This window comes from Streptomyces sp. NBC_00237, from assembly GCF_026342435.1.
Lineage (GTDB): Bacteria > Actinomycetota > Actinomycetes > Streptomycetales > Streptomycetaceae > Streptomyces.
The window spans coordinates 2,611,148-2,627,299 of the sequence record NZ_JAPEMT010000001.1; the positions used below are offsets into that span (position 1 = coordinate 2,611,148).

The following is a 16,152-nucleotide window of genomic DNA, read 5'->3' on the forward strand; positions in this document are numbered from 1 at the left end:
GCAGGGCCGTGCCTGTACGGAATCCCGTACGGAACAGGGCGCGGGGCGGGAGATGCACGGGGCCTCCAAGGGGGCTTCGGGCAGGGGGTATCGGCAGGGCGGAGGCTAGGCGGCGGGCCCGGAGAGCGGCACGGGTGCGGGAGCCACAAGGGGCGCCCGGCCGGTGGTGCCGTCCCACAGCGCACGCACCGGAAGCCACCCGGAAAGGGGGCAGCGGCCCGCTCCGGGGCCGCCGGTCGGTGGGGCCGTCCCGGTCCGGGGCCGCGTTTCGGGGGAGTGGTCCGGGAGCGGATCCGGGTCCGGCGGGGCCGTCCGGAGCCACCCTCGGCCCGACCGACTGCCGTCCCCGCCGCGAGTTCCTTCCGCAACCTCGTACGACCCGCGCCGCGCCGTCCCGGCCCGGCCGTGCGAGAAAGCCGTGCGAGAAAGCCGTGCGAGAAAGCTGTGCGAGAAAGCCGTGGGAGAAAGGGGTCCCGCCCACACAACACCCCCGTACCTCCTGGCTCCCGCACCCGTATCAGCCCTCCCGCCCGCGCCCGCATCCTGCACCGCACCGCAGGCGGCCCGAAAGCCGCCGCCCCCCACCCGCAGGAGCCGCACACCATGAACCGTCTCCGCCCGTTCGCCACGGCCTTGGCGGCCGTTGCGCTCGCAGCCGGACTGCTGGGCACCGCCCGGCCCGCCGTCGCCCACCCGACACCCGTCGCGGAAGCGGCGGTCCGGCCCGCGTCCGATCCCACGGCCGCCCCCGACCGTGCGGCAGCAGAAGCCGCAGCAGAAGCCGCAGCAGAAGCCGCAGCAGAAGCCGCAGCAGAAACCGCAGCAGAAACCGCAGCAGAAGCCGCCCCCGCCCCCGCCCTTACCCCCGTCCCCGCCTTCGGCTCCAACCCCGGAAACCTCTCCCTCTACGCCTACGCCCCCACCGACCTCCCCCCGAACGCCCCCCTCGTCGTCGCCCTGCACGGCTGCGGGCAGAGCGCCGCCGACTACTTCTCCCACTCCGGCTGGGACCGCCTCGCCGACCGGTACCGCTTCGCGCTCGCCCTCCCGCAGACCAGCGGCGCGAACAACCCCCAGTCGTGCTTCAACTGGTTCGAGCCCGGCGACAGTTCGCGCGACCGGGGCGAGGCCGCCTCCGTCCGACAGGCCGTCGACGCCGTGCTCGCCCGGTACGGCGGCGACCCGCGCCGCGTGTACGTCACCGGCCTCTCCGCGGGCGGCGCCATGACCGCCAACCTCCTCGCCGCCTACCCCGACGTCTTCGCGGGCGGCTCGATCGCCTCCGGCCTGCCCGCGTCCTGCGCGACCACCTCCACCGCCGCGTACACCTGCATGTACACCCCGCCGGACCGCACCCCGGCCCAGTGGGGCGCACTGGTGCGGGCAGCGGCCCCGCGCGGCACCACCTCCTGGCCCCGGGTGGCCGTCTGGCAGGGCACCGCCGACACCACCGTCAGGCCCGCCAACGCCACCGAGCTCCGCGACCAGTGGACCGACGTGTGGGGCATCGGCCAGACGCCCTCACGCACCGCTGAACTGCCCGCCCGTACCACCGTCACCGAGTACGACGACCCCGCAGGACGGCCCGCCGTACGGGTCTACTCCGTGGCCGGAATGGGGCACGGACTCGCCGTCGACCCCGGGACGGGCGACGAAAGCTGCGGAACCGCCGGAACCTACTACCTCGACACTCTCTGCTCCGGCCTGCACACCGCCCGCTTCTGGGGGCTGACCGGAGATGACGACCCGACCGGACTCCCCGCACCCACCGGGACGCGCCTCACCGGCACCACCGACACCACCGCCTCCCTCGCCTGGGACGCCGTGCCCGGCGCCGCGTCGTACACCGTCCTGCGCGACGGCACCCCGACCGGCGGCACGCTCACCGGGACCTCGTACACCGACACCGCACTGACCCCCGGCACCGCCTACGACTACCGGATCGCCGCAGTCGGCCCCGAGGGACGGACCGGAGCCCTCTCCTCCGCGGTCCGCGCGACCACCACCGGCACCCCGCCCGGCGGCACCTGCTTCACCGCGAGCAACTACGCGCACACCGTCGCGGGCCGGGCCCGGCACAGCGGCGGGCAGACGTACGCCGTCGGCTCGGGCCAGCCCATGGGGCTGTGGAACACCGCCGTCACCCGCACCCTCCACGAGGCGTCGCCCGGCTGGTTCGTCCTCGCCGACGGGCCGGGCGGAGGGTGCGAGGCGCCCATCCGCTGAGGCCGGGAAGTGGGCCGGGACCACATGGTCCCGGCCCCGCCCCGCTCCTTACGCTCGCCCCGCACCCCACCCACAAGCGCACGGAGGCAGGTACCCGGATGGGACTCGACAAGACGGTCGCGAGCGCGGCCGAAGCGGTGGCGGACATCCCCGACGGAGCCTCGCTCGCCGTGGGCGGCTTCGGGCTCTGCGGGATACCCAGCGCCCTCATCCACGCCCTCCTCGCCCGGGGCACCCGCGACCTGGAGATCGTCTCCAACAACTGCGGCGTGGACGACTGGGGCCTCGGCCTGCTCCTCGGCGCGGGCCGCATCGCCCGCACCACCAGCTCGTACGTCGGCGAGAACAAGGAGTTCGCCCGCCAGTACCTCAGCGGGGAGCTGGAGGTCGAGCTCGTCCCCCAGGGCACCCTCGCCGAACGGCTGCGCGCGGGCGGCGCGGGCATCCCCGCCTTCTACACCCCGGCCGGCGTCGGCACCCAGGTCGCCGAGGGCGGGCTGCCCCGGCGGTACGCGGCCGACGGCACCGTCGCCGTGGCCTCACCGCCCAAGGAGACCCGCGAGTTCGGCGGTCGGACGTACCTCCTGGAGCACGGGATCACCACCGACTTCGCCCTGCTCCGCGCGGCCGTCGCCGACCGGCACGGCAACCTCGTCCTGCACGCCTCCGCGCGCAACTTCAACCCGCCCGCCGCCTCGGCCGGACGCGTGACGATCGCCGAGGCGGAGGAGGTGGTGGAGCCGGGGACGCTCGACCCCGCGCACATCCACGTCCCCGGTGTGTACGTCCAGCGGGTCGTCGCCATCGCCCCCGACGACCCCGCCAGGGAGCGCCGCGTGGAGCGCCGCACCCTGGCCACCGGAACCCGACCCCCCGAAGGAACCCGCTGACATGCCCCTCAGCCGCCCCCAGATGGCCGCCCGGGCCGCCCGCGAACTCACCGACGCCACCTACGTCAACCTCGGCATCGGCCTGCCCACCCTGATCCCCGGCCACCTCCCGCCCGACGTCGAGGTCGTCCTGCACTCCGAGAACGGCATCCTCGGCGTCGGCCCCTACCCGGACGAAGCCGCCCTCGACCCGGACCTCATCAACGCGGGCAAGGAGACCGTCACCGTGCGCCCCGGCGCGTCCTTCTTCGATTCGGCGGAGTCCTTCGGCATGATCCGCGGCGGCCACATCGACACCGCCGTCCTCGGCGCGATGCAGGTCTCCGCGACCGGCGACCTCGCCAACTGGATGATCCCGGGAGCCATGGTGAAGGGCATGGGCGGCGCGATGGACCTGGTGCACGGGGCGCGGCGGGTGATCGTGCTCACCGAGCACCGCGCCAAGGACGGCTCGCCGAAACTGGTGGAGGCGTGCACCCTGCCGCTCACCGGCCGCGCGGTGGTCCATCGCGTCATCACGGACCTCGCGGTCCTGGACGTCGTCCCCGGCCGGGGCTTCGTCCTGCGCGAACTGGCCCCGGGCGTGAGCGAGGAGGAGGTGCGACGGGCGACGGGCGCGGACGTCGAGACGCCCGCGCCCGGCACTGTATGAGCCCCCCCCGCTCAGCCCAGAACCCGCCGCGCCGTCGCCACCCGCTCCGGGTCCACCCGGATCCGCACCCCGTGGAAATCCGCCCCCCGCGTGGCGTCCAGCGCCATCCGCGACGTCGTGCCGTTCGCCGTGGAGGAGGGGTCCAGGGGGCTCCCCGGCAGCCCGTCCACCACGAACACGTCCCGGTGGGGCTGGAGATGCGTGGCCATGGCCCACAGCACCTGCGCGTCGTCCGTCACGTCCACGTCCGCGTCCACCGCGACGACCGTCTTCAGATACGGGTCCCAGCCCAGCAGACCGAGCATGATCTGCCGCGCCTGCCCCGGCCGGGACGCCCGCATCGCCACGTACGCGTGGAAGTGCGTGCCCGACGTCGGGTAGTACAGCGCGCTCACCTCCGGGAACCGTTCCTTCAGCTTCTGCGCCATCTCCGACTCGCGGGGTATCCGCGCCAGATTCAGATGCTCGTCGGTGTTCCCCCCGACCACGTCCAGCAGCAGGGCGTCGCGCCGCCGCAGCACCGTCTCCACCGTCAGCACGTCGTTCGTCGACCGGTCGGAGGAGTAGCCCGAAAACTCCCCGAAGGGCCCCTCCTCCGCGTGCCGCGCCGGATCGAGGTACCCCTCCAGCACGATCTCCGCGCTCGCCGGCACCCGTATCCCGTGCTGCGGAGTCCGTACGACCTCCAGAGGCGCGCCGAACAGACCACCCGCCACGTCCCGCTCGTCCACGTCCGCCCCCAGCCGCGCCGAAGCCGCCAGCATGAACAGCGGGTGCCCGCCCAGCACCAGTGCCACCGGCAGCCGTTCGCCGCGCTCCTCCGCGAGCCGCAGCAACTGCCACAGGTGGCCGCGCGAGTGCAGGCTCGTCGCCAGCTCGTTGCGGCTGTGCACCATCGAGCGGTGGTAGCTCAGATTGCCCGCCCGCCCCGGAGCGTTCGCCGGGGCCTCCACCGCGATGATCCCGCTCGTGATGTACGGGCCCCGGTCGGAGGCGAAGTGCCGGATCAGCGGCAGCGAGGCCAGGTCGACGTCCTCGCCCGACTCCACCACCTCAAGCACCGGCCCCTCCGCCACCACCCGAGGCGTGCACGTGCGCGCGGAAGCCGCCTGGTACGCCGCGTGCAGTCCCGCCGGATCGGTCCCCAGCAGCCGGGCCACCCGCCGCCGCGACGCGAAGACGTTCGTGACGACCGAGGTGTCCACGCCCGCCACGTCGCGGCAGACCAGCATCTCGTCCCGGCCCCGCGCCGCCAGCTCCATGGCCAGCGCCGCCACGTCCTCGCCGTCCAGCTTCTCCCCGACCGTCAGGACGTCGTCCGGGTGCTCGTCCGCGTACGAGCGAAGGAAGTCCCTGAGGTCCTGCGACACCTCAGTGCGTGTCACAGCACACCCCCGCCGCATGCGGGACCCCGAACATCTCGCCCCACTCCGGCGCCGTCACCGACAACCCCAGCAGCTCAAGTCCGGTACGGATCGCCACCCGCGCCCCGTCGTACACCGGTTTGCCCAACTCCCGTTCCACCAGCGCCGCCACCGGTGCCACCGGCAGCTCCGTCCCCGCGACCACGATGCACTGCGCGTCCAGCGAGTCCGCGTCCAGGAGCAGTCGGCGCACCCGCGAGACCGGCAGCTCGGCCGCCTCCCGCGCGGTCGTCAGGCCGAGCGCCGTCACCGACGAGATCTTGAAGCCAGCGGCGAGGTAGGTGTCCGCCAGCCGGCCCGCCGTCTGCTCGTTGCCCGCCGACACCAGCGCCATCGACACGATGTCCCGCCGTGACAGCAGATCGATCTGGCCGAGGGTGACCGTCGAGGCCCGCACGCCCGTCACCTCCTCCACCCAGCGCGCCATCGCCCGCCCGTGCGCCGCCCCGTGCAGGTCGGCGGAACTGCCGCTCCACACCACGGCGCCCACCCCGGCGTCCGCCAACTGCGAGGCGGCACGGGTGAGTTCGCCGGACTGGGACGGAGCGATGGCCGGGCCGCTCATCACCTCGGGGAGCGAGGCACGGGCGATCGGGTGCGCCACTTCGATGGCGAACGGCTTGCAGATCTGGGACACCCAGCGTTCGACACCGACGCTGGTGGAGGGGACGAGATGACCGATGCGCTGCTGCATGGCGACACCACTTTTCTCACACGAAGAACGAGCCACGAATCGACTGTGAATCGACAAAGAAGGTCGTACGGAGAAGGGGGTGGCCCCGAGCCTCCCGAGCATCGGAGCCACCCCCGGTCCGGGGAACTACCCGCGCATCTCCGCTGCGGACTTCGCCGACGGGTTCTCCAGCGTCGCGTACGAGCTCTTCAGCCGCAGCTGCGCCTCCTCCTGGTCCCGGGGCGCGGGCGTCGGGTCGAGCCCGAGCAGCTTCGCCACGTTGTTGCCGAGGTACCCCTCCAGGTGCTCCTCGCTGAGGTTCATCCCCTGCGGCGGCGGGCCCATGAGGACTTCCAGCTCCCGTGCCCACATGCCTGGTTCGTTCGGCGGCGAGTCGGTGCCGAAGACCAGCTGGTGCTTCTCCATCTGCTGCGCGAACTCCACGATGCGCGACTGGAGGAGCCAGCCGGACTCGCCGTACACGTTCGGCGAGTCGAGGATCATGTAGAGCGCCTCGAAGCAGTACACGCCACCCGTCTGCACACCGAAGTGGCCGAGGATGAAGTTGACGTTCGGGAACTCCCGGATGATCGGGTAGAACTGCGTCGGGATCGAGTACGGCCCGTCACCGGTGTGGATGAGCACCAGGATGCCCAGCTCGTCGCAGACCTTCAGTACCGGACGCAGCCAGTCCAGGGCCCGGTCCGGGCGGTAAGCGTGCATGTTGGCATGCAGCTTGAGCATCTTGTAGCCGTATTCCTCGACGTGGAACCTCAGCTCCTTCGCGCCGTTCTCCGGCCCGAAGCGCGGGTTGTACATGAAGTTCCCGATGAAGCGGTCCGGGTACTCCGTGACCAGCTTCGTGATGTACGCCATGTAATCGCGAATGCCCTCGCGACCCCCGCGCATCCCGTCCTGCCACACCGAGTTGCCGGGCGGGGGCATGATGCAGCCGTAGTCGATCCGGCGCGGCTTCCCGTTGATCATGAACGGGCCGTCCATCATCGCGAGGGTCCGCTCACCGGTGAACGGCTCGCCGTCGTGCCTCCACGCCTGGTCGACGATGTTCGTCGGGTGCATATGGGTGTCGATGATCAAGGTGCTGTTCCTTCCCTGCTGGTTCTGGTCGTACGTAGCTCTGTGGCGTACGTCGCTCTGTGTGGACCGTGGTGAACCGTTCGGGGACCCAGGGCAGGGCCCGCCTCACCTCCTTCCGGTGGTCGTGTCGGTGGTCGTGCCGGTGGTCGTGATGGCCGTCAGGGCCGGGCCGGATCGGTGAAGTTGTCCGGTCGCACCGGCACCCTGCCCAGCTCAAGCCCGGTCGCGTCGCGCAGGGCGTTCGCGATGGCCGGTGTGGAGGAGAGGGTGGGCGGCTCGCCCACCCCGTTCAGGCCGTACGGCGAGTCGGGGTGCGGCAGTTCGAGAAGGTCGATGGGCACGGACGGCATGTCCGCGATGGTGGGGATGAGGTAGTCGGTGAAGGAGGGGTTGCGCACCTTGCCGTCCTTCACGTGCAGCTCCTCCATCAGGGCGAGCCCCAGGCCCTGCGCGCTGCCGCCCTCGATCTGCCCCTCCACGGCGAGCGGATTCATCGCTCTGCCGACGTCCTGGGCGGTCGCCAGCTCGACGACCTTCACCAGGCCGAGTTCGGTGTCGACCTCCACCACGGCGCGGTGCGCGGCGAACGCGAAGGCGATGTGCGCCTGCCCCTGCCCGCGCTCCGGGTCCACGGGATACGTCCGGCGGTGGGAGTACTCGTACTCCTCCTCCAACGGCCCGTGCACGGCGAGGAGTTGACCGAGGTCGCCGTCACCGAGCTCGGTGAGGCGCCGACGCAGCGCCTTGCACGCCCCCTGCACCGCGCCCCCGCTCATCCAGCTGATCCGCGACGCCGACGAGGAGCCCGCGTCGCCGACCTGCGTGTCCGCAGGGAGGACCGTCACCTGCTGGACGCCGAGCTCCGTCCGTACGATCTGGGCCTGGACGGTGACGATGCCCTGGCCGCACTCGGCCGCCGAGGTGTGCACCTGTGCCACCGGCTCGCCGTCCGCCAGGGACAGCCGGACCCGGGCCACCGAGCGGTCGTCGACGCCGCCGGAGAAGCCGATCGCCTTGACGCCGATCGCGTACCCGACGCCGCGCCTGATGCCCTCGCCACGGGTGGTGTTGTTGAGGCCGCCGGGGAGCCCGAAGACGCCGTCGCCGGGCGGTGGGAGCGGCCGGTCGCGCAGCCGCTCCAGCAGCTCCGCCGCGGGTGCGGGGCCGTCGACCCGCTGCCCGGTCGGCAGCATGGTGCCGGTCGTCATGGCGTTGCGTATCCGCAGCTCGACCGGCTCGATGCCCAGGGCGCGGGCCAGTTTGTCGAGGTTCGACTCCACCCCGTAACAGCTCTGGACGGCGCCGAAGCCGCGCATCGCCCCGCAGGGCGGGTTGTTCGTGTAGACCGAGTAGCCGTCGATCTCCACGTGCGGGACCTCGTACGCCCCGGCCGCGAAGTACGAGCCGTTGGCGATGACGACCTGCGAGGTGGAGGTGTACGCGCCGCCGTCGAAGACCAGCCGCGCCTTCACGTAGACGATCCTGCCGTCGCGCGTCGCCCCGTGCTCGAACCACATCTTCGCCGGGTGCCGGTGCACGTGCCCGAAGAAGGACTCCTCGCGGTTGTAGCTCATCTTCACCGGCCGCCCGGTGTGCAGGGCGAGCAGCGCGGAGTGGATCTGTACGGACACGTCCTCGCGGCCCCCGAAGGCCCCGCCGACGCCGGACATGGTCAGCCGGACCATCGAAGGGGGGAGCCCGAGCGCCGAGCACATCTGGTGCTGGTCGTCGTACAGCCACTGGGTCGACACGTAGACGTCGACGCCGCCGTCCTCGGCGGGTATCGCGAGCCCCGACTCCGGACCCAGGAACGCCTGGTCCTGCATGCCCACGTCGTACGTCCCCGAGACGACCACCTCGGCGAGCCGCTCGGCCTCCGCCATGTCGCCGTGCCGGATGCGGACATGGCGTACGACGTTCCCCAGCTCGTCCTTGCCGTCGACCCGTCGGTCATGGACGCGGGGCCCCTCGCCGCTGACCGCCTGCTCGGAATCGGTCAGCGGGGTCCGTATCTCGTACTCCACCTCGATGAGCCGGAGCGCCCGGCGCGCGGTCTCCGGGTGCTCGGCGGCGACGAGGGCCACCGGCTCGCCCTGGTAGCGGACCACGTCCTTGGCCAGTACGGGCTGGTCGGCGACCTTCATGCCGTACAGCGGATGCCCGGGAACGTCCTCGTGCGTGAGCACCGCGACGACGCCCGGGAGCTTCAGCGCCCGGCTCGCGTCGAAGCGTGTGATGCGGGCGGAGGGGTGCGGGCTGCGGAGCGTCGCGCCCCACACCATGTTGTCCGCGTGCAGGTCCGAGGAGTACGCGAAGTCCCCCTTGACCTTCAGCCGGCCGTCGGGCCGCCGGACGCTTTCGCCCACCCCATTCCGGATTCCGGTAGCGGTGCTCACGATCGATCACTTCCCTTCCGCAGCAATGGGGTTGGGTGGTGCGATGTGGTGCCTGAACTGCCTTGTGCTGTACGGGAGTCACGCCACCGGGTGGATCCCGGGGCCCCGCGCGTCGTCCTGGTCAGGACCCGCGGCCACCGCCTGGGAGAGCCGGATGCGCAGCCGCCTGATGTGCTCCCGGGCGGCGAGCTCCGCCGCGTCCGGGTCACCGGCCGTCATCGCCTCGAAGATCCGGCGGTGTTCGGCCACCGCGAGCCGAGGGGCCTCCGGGCTGCGCCACAGGGAGTGCAGCGCCAGGTGGGCCTTGCCCTGGATGGTGTCCAGGGCCGAGGTCAGGTGGGTGTTCCCGGCGACCTCGCGGATCAGGCTGTGGTACGCCATGTCCATCTCGATGTGCGCGGTCTCGTCGTAGTCCGAGGTGACCACGCGCTCGTGCCGCTCCAGGAGGTCGCGCAGCTCGCCGACCTTGGTGGCGTCGAGCCGCTCGGTGGCCAGGCGCGCCGCCAGCCCCTCCATGACCTCGCGGACCACGTACAGCTGACGTACGTCCGCCAGGTCGACGGTGGAGACAACGGCGCCCCGGTGCGGGACGTGGGAGGCGAGTCCGTCGTGGATCAGCCGCTGCACGGCTTCCCTGACGGGGCTGCGGCTGATGCCCATCTGCGTGGCGAGCGCCGGTACGGACAGGGCGTCGCCCGGCCGCAGGCGGTTCGCCAGCACGGCGGCCTTCAGCTCGTCGTACGCCCGGTCCGCCAGCAGACTCCCGGCCGCGACCGGATTCACAGCGTGCTGCACGGCCTGCGTGCTCACCGCCTGCTGTGCCTTGTCGGTCGCCATCCTCGCCTCCCCATCCCCCTGCGTGACGCGTTGTCGGTGTTACACGGGGGCCTCGCTAGACGGGGTCCTTCTCCGTGTGCACTTCATGTTGCATGTAATGTTCCGGCGGGTCAACGGCTTCGACCTCCTTCCTGTGACCGCCCGGCAGCCGCAAATGGTGGAAGAACAGGTTCAAAAGGACGGCTGTGATCGTGCCGAGGATGATTCCGCTCTCGAACAGTGCATGCAGTTGCCGTGTCGGCATCTGTTCGGCGAACTGCGGGAACGCGGTCGGCAGGAATCCGATGCCCAGGCTGGCGGCGACCAGGATGGTGTTCCGCTGGTCGGTCAGATCCGCCTGGAGCAGGATCTGGATGCCGACCACGCCGATCGTCGCGAACAGCACGATGGTCGCGCCGCCGAGCACGGAGGCGGGCATCGCGGCGACGACCGCCCCGATCTTCGGCACCAGACCGAACAGGATCATGATCACGCCCGCCGACGCGATGATCCACCGGCTCTTGACCCGGGTGAGCCGGATCAGCCCGATGTTCTGCGAGTACACCGTGCTGGGGAACGAGTTGAGGGCACCGGCGACCGCCGTGGCCAGCCCGTCCGCCCGCAGCGCCCGGGTGACGCCCTTGCCGTCCACCGCACGGCCGACGATCTCGCCGACCGCGAAGAACTGCCCGATCGACTCCACCGCCACGATGATCATGACCATGAAGATGGCCAGGATCGCGAGGCTGTCGAACCGGATCCCGTAGTGCAGCGGAGCCGCCATCCCGATCCACGACGCGTCGCCGATCTTCGAGAAGTCCGTCTTGCCCGCGAGGGCCGCCACGACCGTGCCGATGAACAGCCCCGCCAGCACCGCGATCGTCGCCAGGAAGCCCCGCGAGAACTTGTACAGCAGCAGGATGACCACGAACGTCACGGCGGCGAGCCCCAACTGCGCGGGCGACCCGAAGGTCTTCGCACTCGGGTCGCCGCCGCCCACCTGACGGGCGGCCACCGCGAGCAGGGTGATCCCGACGATCGTCACGATGGTGCCCGTGACCAGCGGCGGGAAGTACTTCACCAGCTTGCTGAAGACGGGCGCGATCACGAACAGGGCGAGCCCCGCCGCGATCACCGCCCCCAGCACGGTCGGCATCCCGGCCTTCGCGCCACCGGCCGCCAGCCCCACCGAGACGAGCGAGGGCACCGCCGTGGTCGACGTGCCCTGCACGATCGGCAGTTTGATGCCGACCCCCTTGAAGCCGACCGCCTGCATCAGCGTCGCGATGCCGCAGGTCAGCAGCGAGGCGTTGACCAGCAGCCCGATGTCCTCGTCCGGCAGCCCGATGCCCTGCGCGACCAGCAGCGGCATCACTACCGCCCCGGCGTAGAAGGCGAGCACGTGCTGGAATCCGTACACCGCGAGCCGCCAGAACGACGGCACCGCCTCCACGGGGTCCCGCACCTCCGGTGGCGCGACCCCCTGGCCCTTCTCGTCGTCCGTACAGCCGTGATCTGTGGTGCGGGACATGGTGCGTTCTCCCTCCACCCGCCGCCCGTGACGGCAGGGGTCCTTGTATGCGCACGTACGGTGGCCGCGGACGGGCAGCCGTGGGTCCTGCGAATCTCGGGAGGCTGTGGTGCTCGGGAGGTCTGTGGGGTTCGGGAGGCTGGTGGGCGGTCTGTGGGTGTGGGGCCGGGGGAGTGCGCGAGGACTCAGTGCCGCCAAGGGCTGCGCAACGCGTCGAAACCGGCCCGGGACACCAGCCGTTCCGCCCGCTCCTGCGCCTCGGCCAGCAGCGACGCCTCGTCCACGAGGACGCAGCGCCCGTCCTCGAACACCACCCGGCCGTCGACGATCGTCATCGCGACGTCGCTGCCGCGCGCGGAGTAGACGAGGGTGGCGACCGTGCGGTGCACGGGACGCAGGTGCGGCCGGTCCAGGTCCACGACCACGACGTCCGCGGCGGCGCCCACCGAGAGCGTGCCGGTACCGGTGCCCGCGTACCTGCCGCCCTCGCGGGTGGCCAGTTCCAGCGCCTCCTCGCAGCGCGCCGACGCCGGGTCGAGGTGGTGCTGCCGCTGGCCGAAGAGGGTCTGCTTCATCACCTCGAACATGTCCTGCCGGTGCCCGGCGCTCGGCCCGTCGGTGCCCAGCGACACCACCGCGCCCGCGTCCCGCAGCTCGCGCAGCCGCATCACGCCGGAGGCCAGATACGCGTTGGAGGCCGGGTTGTGGGAGACCCCGGCCCGGCGCTCTCCGACGTGCTTGACCTCGGCGTCGTCCAGCCAGATCGCGTGCGCCAGGGTGGCCCGCTCGTCGAGCAGTCCCTCCCTGGCCAGCCACTCCACCGGTCGTACGCCGTACGCCTCCAGATAGCTCGCCGGGTCCTTGGCCCCCTCCGAGCAGTGCGTGTGCCAGCGCGTCCCGAACTCGGCGGCCAACTCCACCGCACCCCGGACCAGGTCCTGGTCGACGTAGCTCAGATTGAGCGGCGCGGGCCAGATCTCGACCATCGAGGTGCGCGGCGGGCGGCGCTGCATGCAATCCCGGGTGATGTCCAGCTCCTCCTGCGTGGAGTAGCGGTACAGCGCGTCCGGCAGCCCCCGTCGCCGAGCCACCTCCGTCTTGTGCCCGAGCATCCCGCGCGCGATCGCGCCCCGCAGCCCGGCCGCCTCGACGGCCCGTGCCACGGCCAGCACGGTGTCCGGGTCGGTCGGTGCGTAGTGGTTGTCGATCACGGTGGTGATGCCCGAGCGGAGCGCCTCGACCGCGCCCAGCGTGGCCGCCACCCGGGCGTCCTCGGGGTCGACGGCTATCGAGTACGGCCACATGAACTCGCACAGCCACGGCCAGATCGACAAGCCCTCGCCCATGCCCCTGGCCAGCGCCTGGAAGAGGTGCGAGTGCCCGTCGACGAAGCCAGGCAGCACCGCCTTGCCCCGGCAGTCGACGGTCCGTGCCGCCTCCCACTGGTCGTCGATCTCGGCGACCGGGCCGATCGCCACGACCCGGTTGCCCGAGATCGCCACCGAGCCCGGTTCGTACACGGCCCGCCGCCCGTCGACGGTCACCACCCGCCCGCCCGACAGCAGGAGGTCGCACGGCAGGGGGCGGGAGACGTCAGGGGTGTGCCTGGGCTGCATGGAGGTCCTCCCGGAAGGGTTACGGACATACTCAATGTTGCATGTAACGTATTCAGGCCGAACGGCCTGTCAACCCTCCCCGACGGAACGTGCTCGTCAGAGGCCCCTCAAGTCGAAAACCACACGAACTCACCGCAGACTGATCGAACCAGAACAAAAACGGCCCGGTTCGAGCAGTCTGCGGGGAGGTGGAGGGGTGTCGGCGCACAGCAGAAGAGCGGCTGCGCTCGTCCTGTCCTCCATAGTCCTGGCCGGATCGGCGGGCACGGCGGCCGTCCACGCCGCACTTCCCGACGAACCCGCACCCGCCGTCGCCGCGCACTCCGCTCCCGCCGAGCCCGCCCGCTTCGGGGCCACCTGCCGCACCGTGATCGAGCGCTCGAAGGTGGTCTCGTACTGCCACAACCCCTATCCCGAGGCGGACCTCGTCCAGCTGCACACCGAGTGCGCGCGCTGGTGGGACCTCGACGGCGACGCCACCCCGGTGGAGGTGGGTCCGGCCGAGACCGTACGGCTGACCGGCCGGTGCTGGAAGGAGGTGGGCGGTGCCTGGGTCACCCACGAACGCGCCCCCGACCACCCGTCGCCGCCCGTCAGGCGCGGGCGCACCCCGTGAGCCCGCGGTTCTGGTCGGTCCCGGCTCACGCGTCCGTTCACTCCGTGAGGCAGCCGCGCTCGGCCAGGCACTTCAGCGAGTAGCTCGCCGCCTCGGCCGCCGCCGTCTCCGCGTCACCGGCCCGGATCGCCTCGATCAGCCGCGCGTGGTCCATGTGGTCCTCGGGCCGCAGCTCGTGCCCGATGTCGTCCCGCAGCCAGTGCCGCATCAGATCCCCGAGGTCGGCGTACAGCCCGATCAGCACGTCGTTGTGCGAGGCGGCCACCACCGCCAGGTGCAGCGAGGCGTCCGCCGTGACGAACTGCTCGGCGTCGCCCGAGGCCCACGCCTCCTCGCGCCGCGCGAGCAGCGCGTCCAGCTGCCGTACGTCCTTGTCCGTGCGGCGCTGCGCGGCGAGCCGCCCCGCCGAGGACTCCAGCGTGGAGCGCAGCTCCGCGATGTGCAGCGGATCGGCGTCCGCGAACCTGCGGTGCATCACCCCCGCCAGCTCGCTCGTCGCCAGGACGTACGTGCCCGAGCCCTGCCGGATGTCGAGCAGGCCGTTGTGGGCGAGCGCGCGCACCGCCTCGCGGACGGTGTTGCGCGCCACCCCGAGCTGCTCGACCAGCTCGGGTTCGGTCGGAATGCGTGACCCCACGGGCCACTCGCCGGAGGTGATCTGGTTGCGCAGGGCGGTGATCACCTGGTCGGAGAGTGCGGAACGCCGGGGAGAGGTCAGCGTCATGGTGCTCCTCGTTCGGGGCGGGCTGGGCCGGGACGGGTTGCGACCCTCGGCCACGATTGGACAACCAATCATCCCATGATTCTATGATGGACCTATGCCCGTCGATGAAACCCGGACCCTGAGCCCCGAGCCCAGCACCGCACAGCAGCCCCGCACCGCCTCGCGGCCGCCGACCGCCCCGCCGAAGACGCCCGCGTACTCCGTCTGGCTCGTCCGCCTCATGGTCGTCGGCCTGGTGCTCGCCGCGCTCAACCTCCGCCCCGCCATCACCAGCCTCGGCCCCCTCCTCGAAGAGGTCCGCAAGGGGCTCGGGATGAGCGGCGCCGTCGCCGGTCTGCTCACGTCCGTGCCGTCCGTCTGTTTCGCGGTGTTCGGCATCATGGCCCCGCGCCTGGCCCGCCGCTTCGGCCCGGCGTCCATCGTCTGCGCGGGCATGACCGCGATAGCCGCCGGTCTGTTCCTGCGGCCCTTCCTGGGCGGCACCCCGGGCTTCCTCGTCGCGAGCGCGTTCGCCCTCGTCGGCATTGCCGTCAGCAACATCCTGCTCCCGGCCATCGTCAAGCAGTGGTTCCCCGACCGGGTCTCCACCATGACCGGCCTGTACTCGATGGCCCTCGCGATCGGCACCTCGCTGGCCGCCCTGTCCACCGTCCCGCTCACCAAGGCGCTCGGCGGCAGCTGGCAGACCGGCCTCGCCGTCTGGGGCATCCTCGCCGCACTGGCCCTCTGCGTCTGGCTGCCGCTGGCCCTCAGGCACGGCCGCGACCGCAGGGCCGCCACCGCCCGTGCTCGGGCCGAGAGCCCGGACGTCGAGGCCCTGGAGTCGGCCGCCTCGGTCCCCACTTCTCAGCTGCGCATGGTGAAGTCCCGTACCGCCTGGGCGCTGGCCTGCTTCTTCGGGCTCCAGGCCACGGCCGCGTACATCACGATGGGCTGGATGCCGCAGATCTTCCGCGACGCGGGCATCTCCGCCGGGACGTCCGGCATCCTCCTGGCCCTCACCATGGCGATGGGCATCCCGCTCGCCTTCGTCATCCCGCGCGTCGCGACCCGCCTGACCAACCAGGGCCCGGTCGTGGTGGTCCTCGGCCTGTGCGGACTGTCCGGCTACGCGGGCCTCTACCTGGCCCCCGCGGGCGGCGCCTGGGCCTGGGCCCTCCTGCTCGGCGTCTCCAACTGCGCCTTCCCCCTCGCGCTCACCATGATCGGGCTGCGCGCCAAGAGCCACCAGGGCGTCGTCAAGCTGTCCGCGTTCGCACAGAGCATCGGCTACCTGATCTCCATCCCCGGCCCGCTGCTCATCGGCGTGCTGCACGACGCCAGCGGCGGCTGGGGCCTGCCGATCGCACTGATGGCCGCGCTGATGGTGCCGCAGATGTTCGTCGGCGCCCTCGCGGGCCGCAACCGTACGATCGAGAAGGAACTGGCCGCCTGACCCGGTGGCGGGGCCCCGGCCCGGCGGTGGGGGAGGGGGCAAAGGGTGCGAGACT

General features: G+C 71.8%; 13 protein-coding genes. 5 read left to right on the forward strand and 8 right to left on the reverse strand.

Translation table 11 applies throughout. The features are described from left to right. Positions 1-603: 603 nt before the first annotated feature. The 3 genes from OG897_RS11540 to OG897_RS11550 all read left to right on the forward strand — a co-directional run bounded on the left by OG897_RS11540 (position 604) and on the right by OG897_RS11550 (position 3,768). Positions 604-2,226, forward strand: a complete 1,623-nt coding sequence (locus OG897_RS11540) for a PHB depolymerase family esterase (RefSeq protein WP_266655439.1) — start codon at positions 604-606, stop codon at positions 2,224-2,226. 98 nt (positions 2,227-2,324) lie between these two features. After that, positions 2,325-3,116 carry a CoA transferase subunit A gene (locus OG897_RS11545; protein ID WP_266655441.1) on the forward strand — a complete coding sequence of 264 codons (792 nt, stop codon included), beginning with the start codon at positions 2,325-2,327 and terminating at the stop codon, positions 3,114-3,116. A gap of 1 nt (position 3,117) precedes the next feature. Beyond that, positions 3,118-3,768, forward strand: coding sequence for a CoA transferase subunit B (locus OG897_RS11550; RefSeq protein WP_266655443.1), 651 nt, complete (start codon positions 3,118-3,120; stop codon positions 3,766-3,768). 11 nt (positions 3,769-3,779) lie between these two features. Here the strand turns inward: OG897_RS11550 and OG897_RS11555 are convergent, their stop codons facing one another. From OG897_RS11555 to OG897_RS11585, 7 genes are all read right to left on the reverse strand, one after another. Beyond that, complete coding sequence (locus tag OG897_RS11555; RefSeq protein WP_266655445.1) at positions 3,780-5,153, reverse strand: UbiD family decarboxylase; 1,374 nt, start codon at positions 5,151-5,153, stop codon at positions 3,780-3,782. Continuing rightward, positions 5,140-5,886 carry a hypothetical protein gene (locus OG897_RS11560; RefSeq protein ID WP_266655447.1) on the reverse strand — a complete coding sequence of 249 codons (747 nt, stop codon included), beginning with the start codon at positions 5,884-5,886 and terminating at the stop codon, positions 5,140-5,142. The genes OG897_RS11555 and OG897_RS11560 overlap by 14 nt, the downstream gene beginning before the upstream one ends. Positions 5,887-6,012: 126 nt before the next feature. After that, entirely contained in the window at positions 6,013-6,963 is a 951-nt protein-coding gene (locus tag OG897_RS11565; protein ID WP_266655449.1) for an amidohydrolase family protein, read from the reverse strand. A gap of 158 nt (positions 6,964-7,121) precedes the next feature. Next, positions 7,122-9,359: a molybdopterin cofactor-binding domain-containing protein gene (locus OG897_RS11570; RefSeq protein WP_266655451.1), complete on the reverse strand. Its 2,238-nt coding sequence runs from the start codon at positions 9,357-9,359 to the stop codon at positions 7,122-7,124. A 78-nt stretch (positions 9,360-9,437) separates the two neighbouring features. Further along, positions 9,438-10,196 (reverse strand): GntR family transcriptional regulator, encoded by a 759-nt coding sequence (locus OG897_RS11575; RefSeq protein WP_266655453.1) that lies wholly within the window; start codon positions 10,194-10,196, stop codon positions 9,438-9,440. Positions 10,197-10,251: 55 nt separating this feature from the next. Further along, positions 10,252-11,706, reverse strand: a complete 1,455-nt coding sequence (locus tag OG897_RS11580; protein ID WP_266655455.1) for a nucleobase:cation symporter-2 family protein — start codon at positions 11,704-11,706, stop codon at positions 10,252-10,254. Between the two features lie 185 nt (positions 11,707-11,891). Then, the gene (locus OG897_RS11585; protein ID WP_266655457.1) at positions 11,892-13,322 is read right to left on the reverse strand and encodes an amidohydrolase family protein; all 1,431 of its coding nucleotides are present in this window, start codon (positions 13,320-13,322) and stop codon (positions 11,892-11,894) included. Between the two features lie 196 nt (positions 13,323-13,518). Between OG897_RS11585 and OG897_RS11590 the strand changes: the two genes are divergently transcribed. Beyond that, entirely contained in the window at positions 13,519-13,938 is a 420-nt protein-coding gene (locus OG897_RS11590) for a hypothetical protein (protein ID WP_266655459.1), read from the forward strand. A gap of 37 nt (positions 13,939-13,975) precedes the next feature. Here the strand turns inward: OG897_RS11590 and OG897_RS11595 are convergent, their stop codons facing one another. Next, positions 13,976-14,662 (reverse strand): FadR/GntR family transcriptional regulator, encoded by a 687-nt coding sequence (locus OG897_RS11595; protein ID WP_266655461.1) that lies wholly within the window; start codon positions 14,660-14,662, stop codon positions 13,976-13,978. Between the two features lie 94 nt (positions 14,663-14,756). On the opposite strand from OG897_RS11595, the gene OG897_RS11600 reads away from it, so the two are divergent. Continuing rightward, positions 14,757-16,097, forward strand: coding sequence for an MFS transporter (locus OG897_RS11600; protein ID WP_266655463.1), 1,341 nt, complete (start codon positions 14,757-14,759; stop codon positions 16,095-16,097). The last annotated feature ends 55 nt before the right edge of the window (positions 16,098-16,152 follow it).

Excerpts from the sequence above, each read along its gene's own strand:
- OG897_RS11595 (WP_266655461.1), bottom strand. The coding sequence starts at position 14,662 with ATGACGCTGACCTCTCCCCGGCGTTCCGCACTCTCCGACCAGGTGATC.
- OG897_RS11545 (WP_266655441.1), top strand. The coding sequence starts at position 2,325 with ATGGGACTCGACAAGACGGTCGCGAGCGCGGCCGAAGCGGTGGCGGAC.
- OG897_RS11600 (WP_266655463.1), top strand. The coding sequence starts at position 14,757 with ATGCCCGTCGATGAAACCCGGACCCTGAGCCCCGAGCCCAGCACCGCA.
- OG897_RS11585 (WP_266655457.1), bottom strand. The coding sequence starts at position 13,322 with ATGCAGCCCAGGCACACCCCTGACGTCTCCCGCCCCCTGCCGTGCGAC.
- OG897_RS11580 (WP_266655455.1), bottom strand. The coding sequence starts at position 11,706 with ATGTCCCGCACCACAGATCACGGCTGTACGGACGACGAGAAGGGCCAG.
- OG897_RS11540 (WP_266655439.1), top strand. The coding sequence starts at position 604 with ATGAACCGTCTCCGCCCGTTCGCCACGGCCTTGGCGGCCGTTGCGCTC.
- OG897_RS11560 (WP_266655447.1), bottom strand. The coding sequence starts at position 5,886 with ATGCAGCAGCGCATCGGTCATCTCGTCCCCTCCACCAGCGTCGGTGTC.
- OG897_RS11575 (WP_266655453.1), bottom strand. The coding sequence starts at position 10,196 with ATGGCGACCGACAAGGCACAGCAGGCGGTGAGCACGCAGGCCGTGCAG.
- OG897_RS11550 (WP_266655443.1), top strand. The coding sequence starts at position 3,118 with ATGCCCCTCAGCCGCCCCCAGATGGCCGCCCGGGCCGCCCGCGAACTC.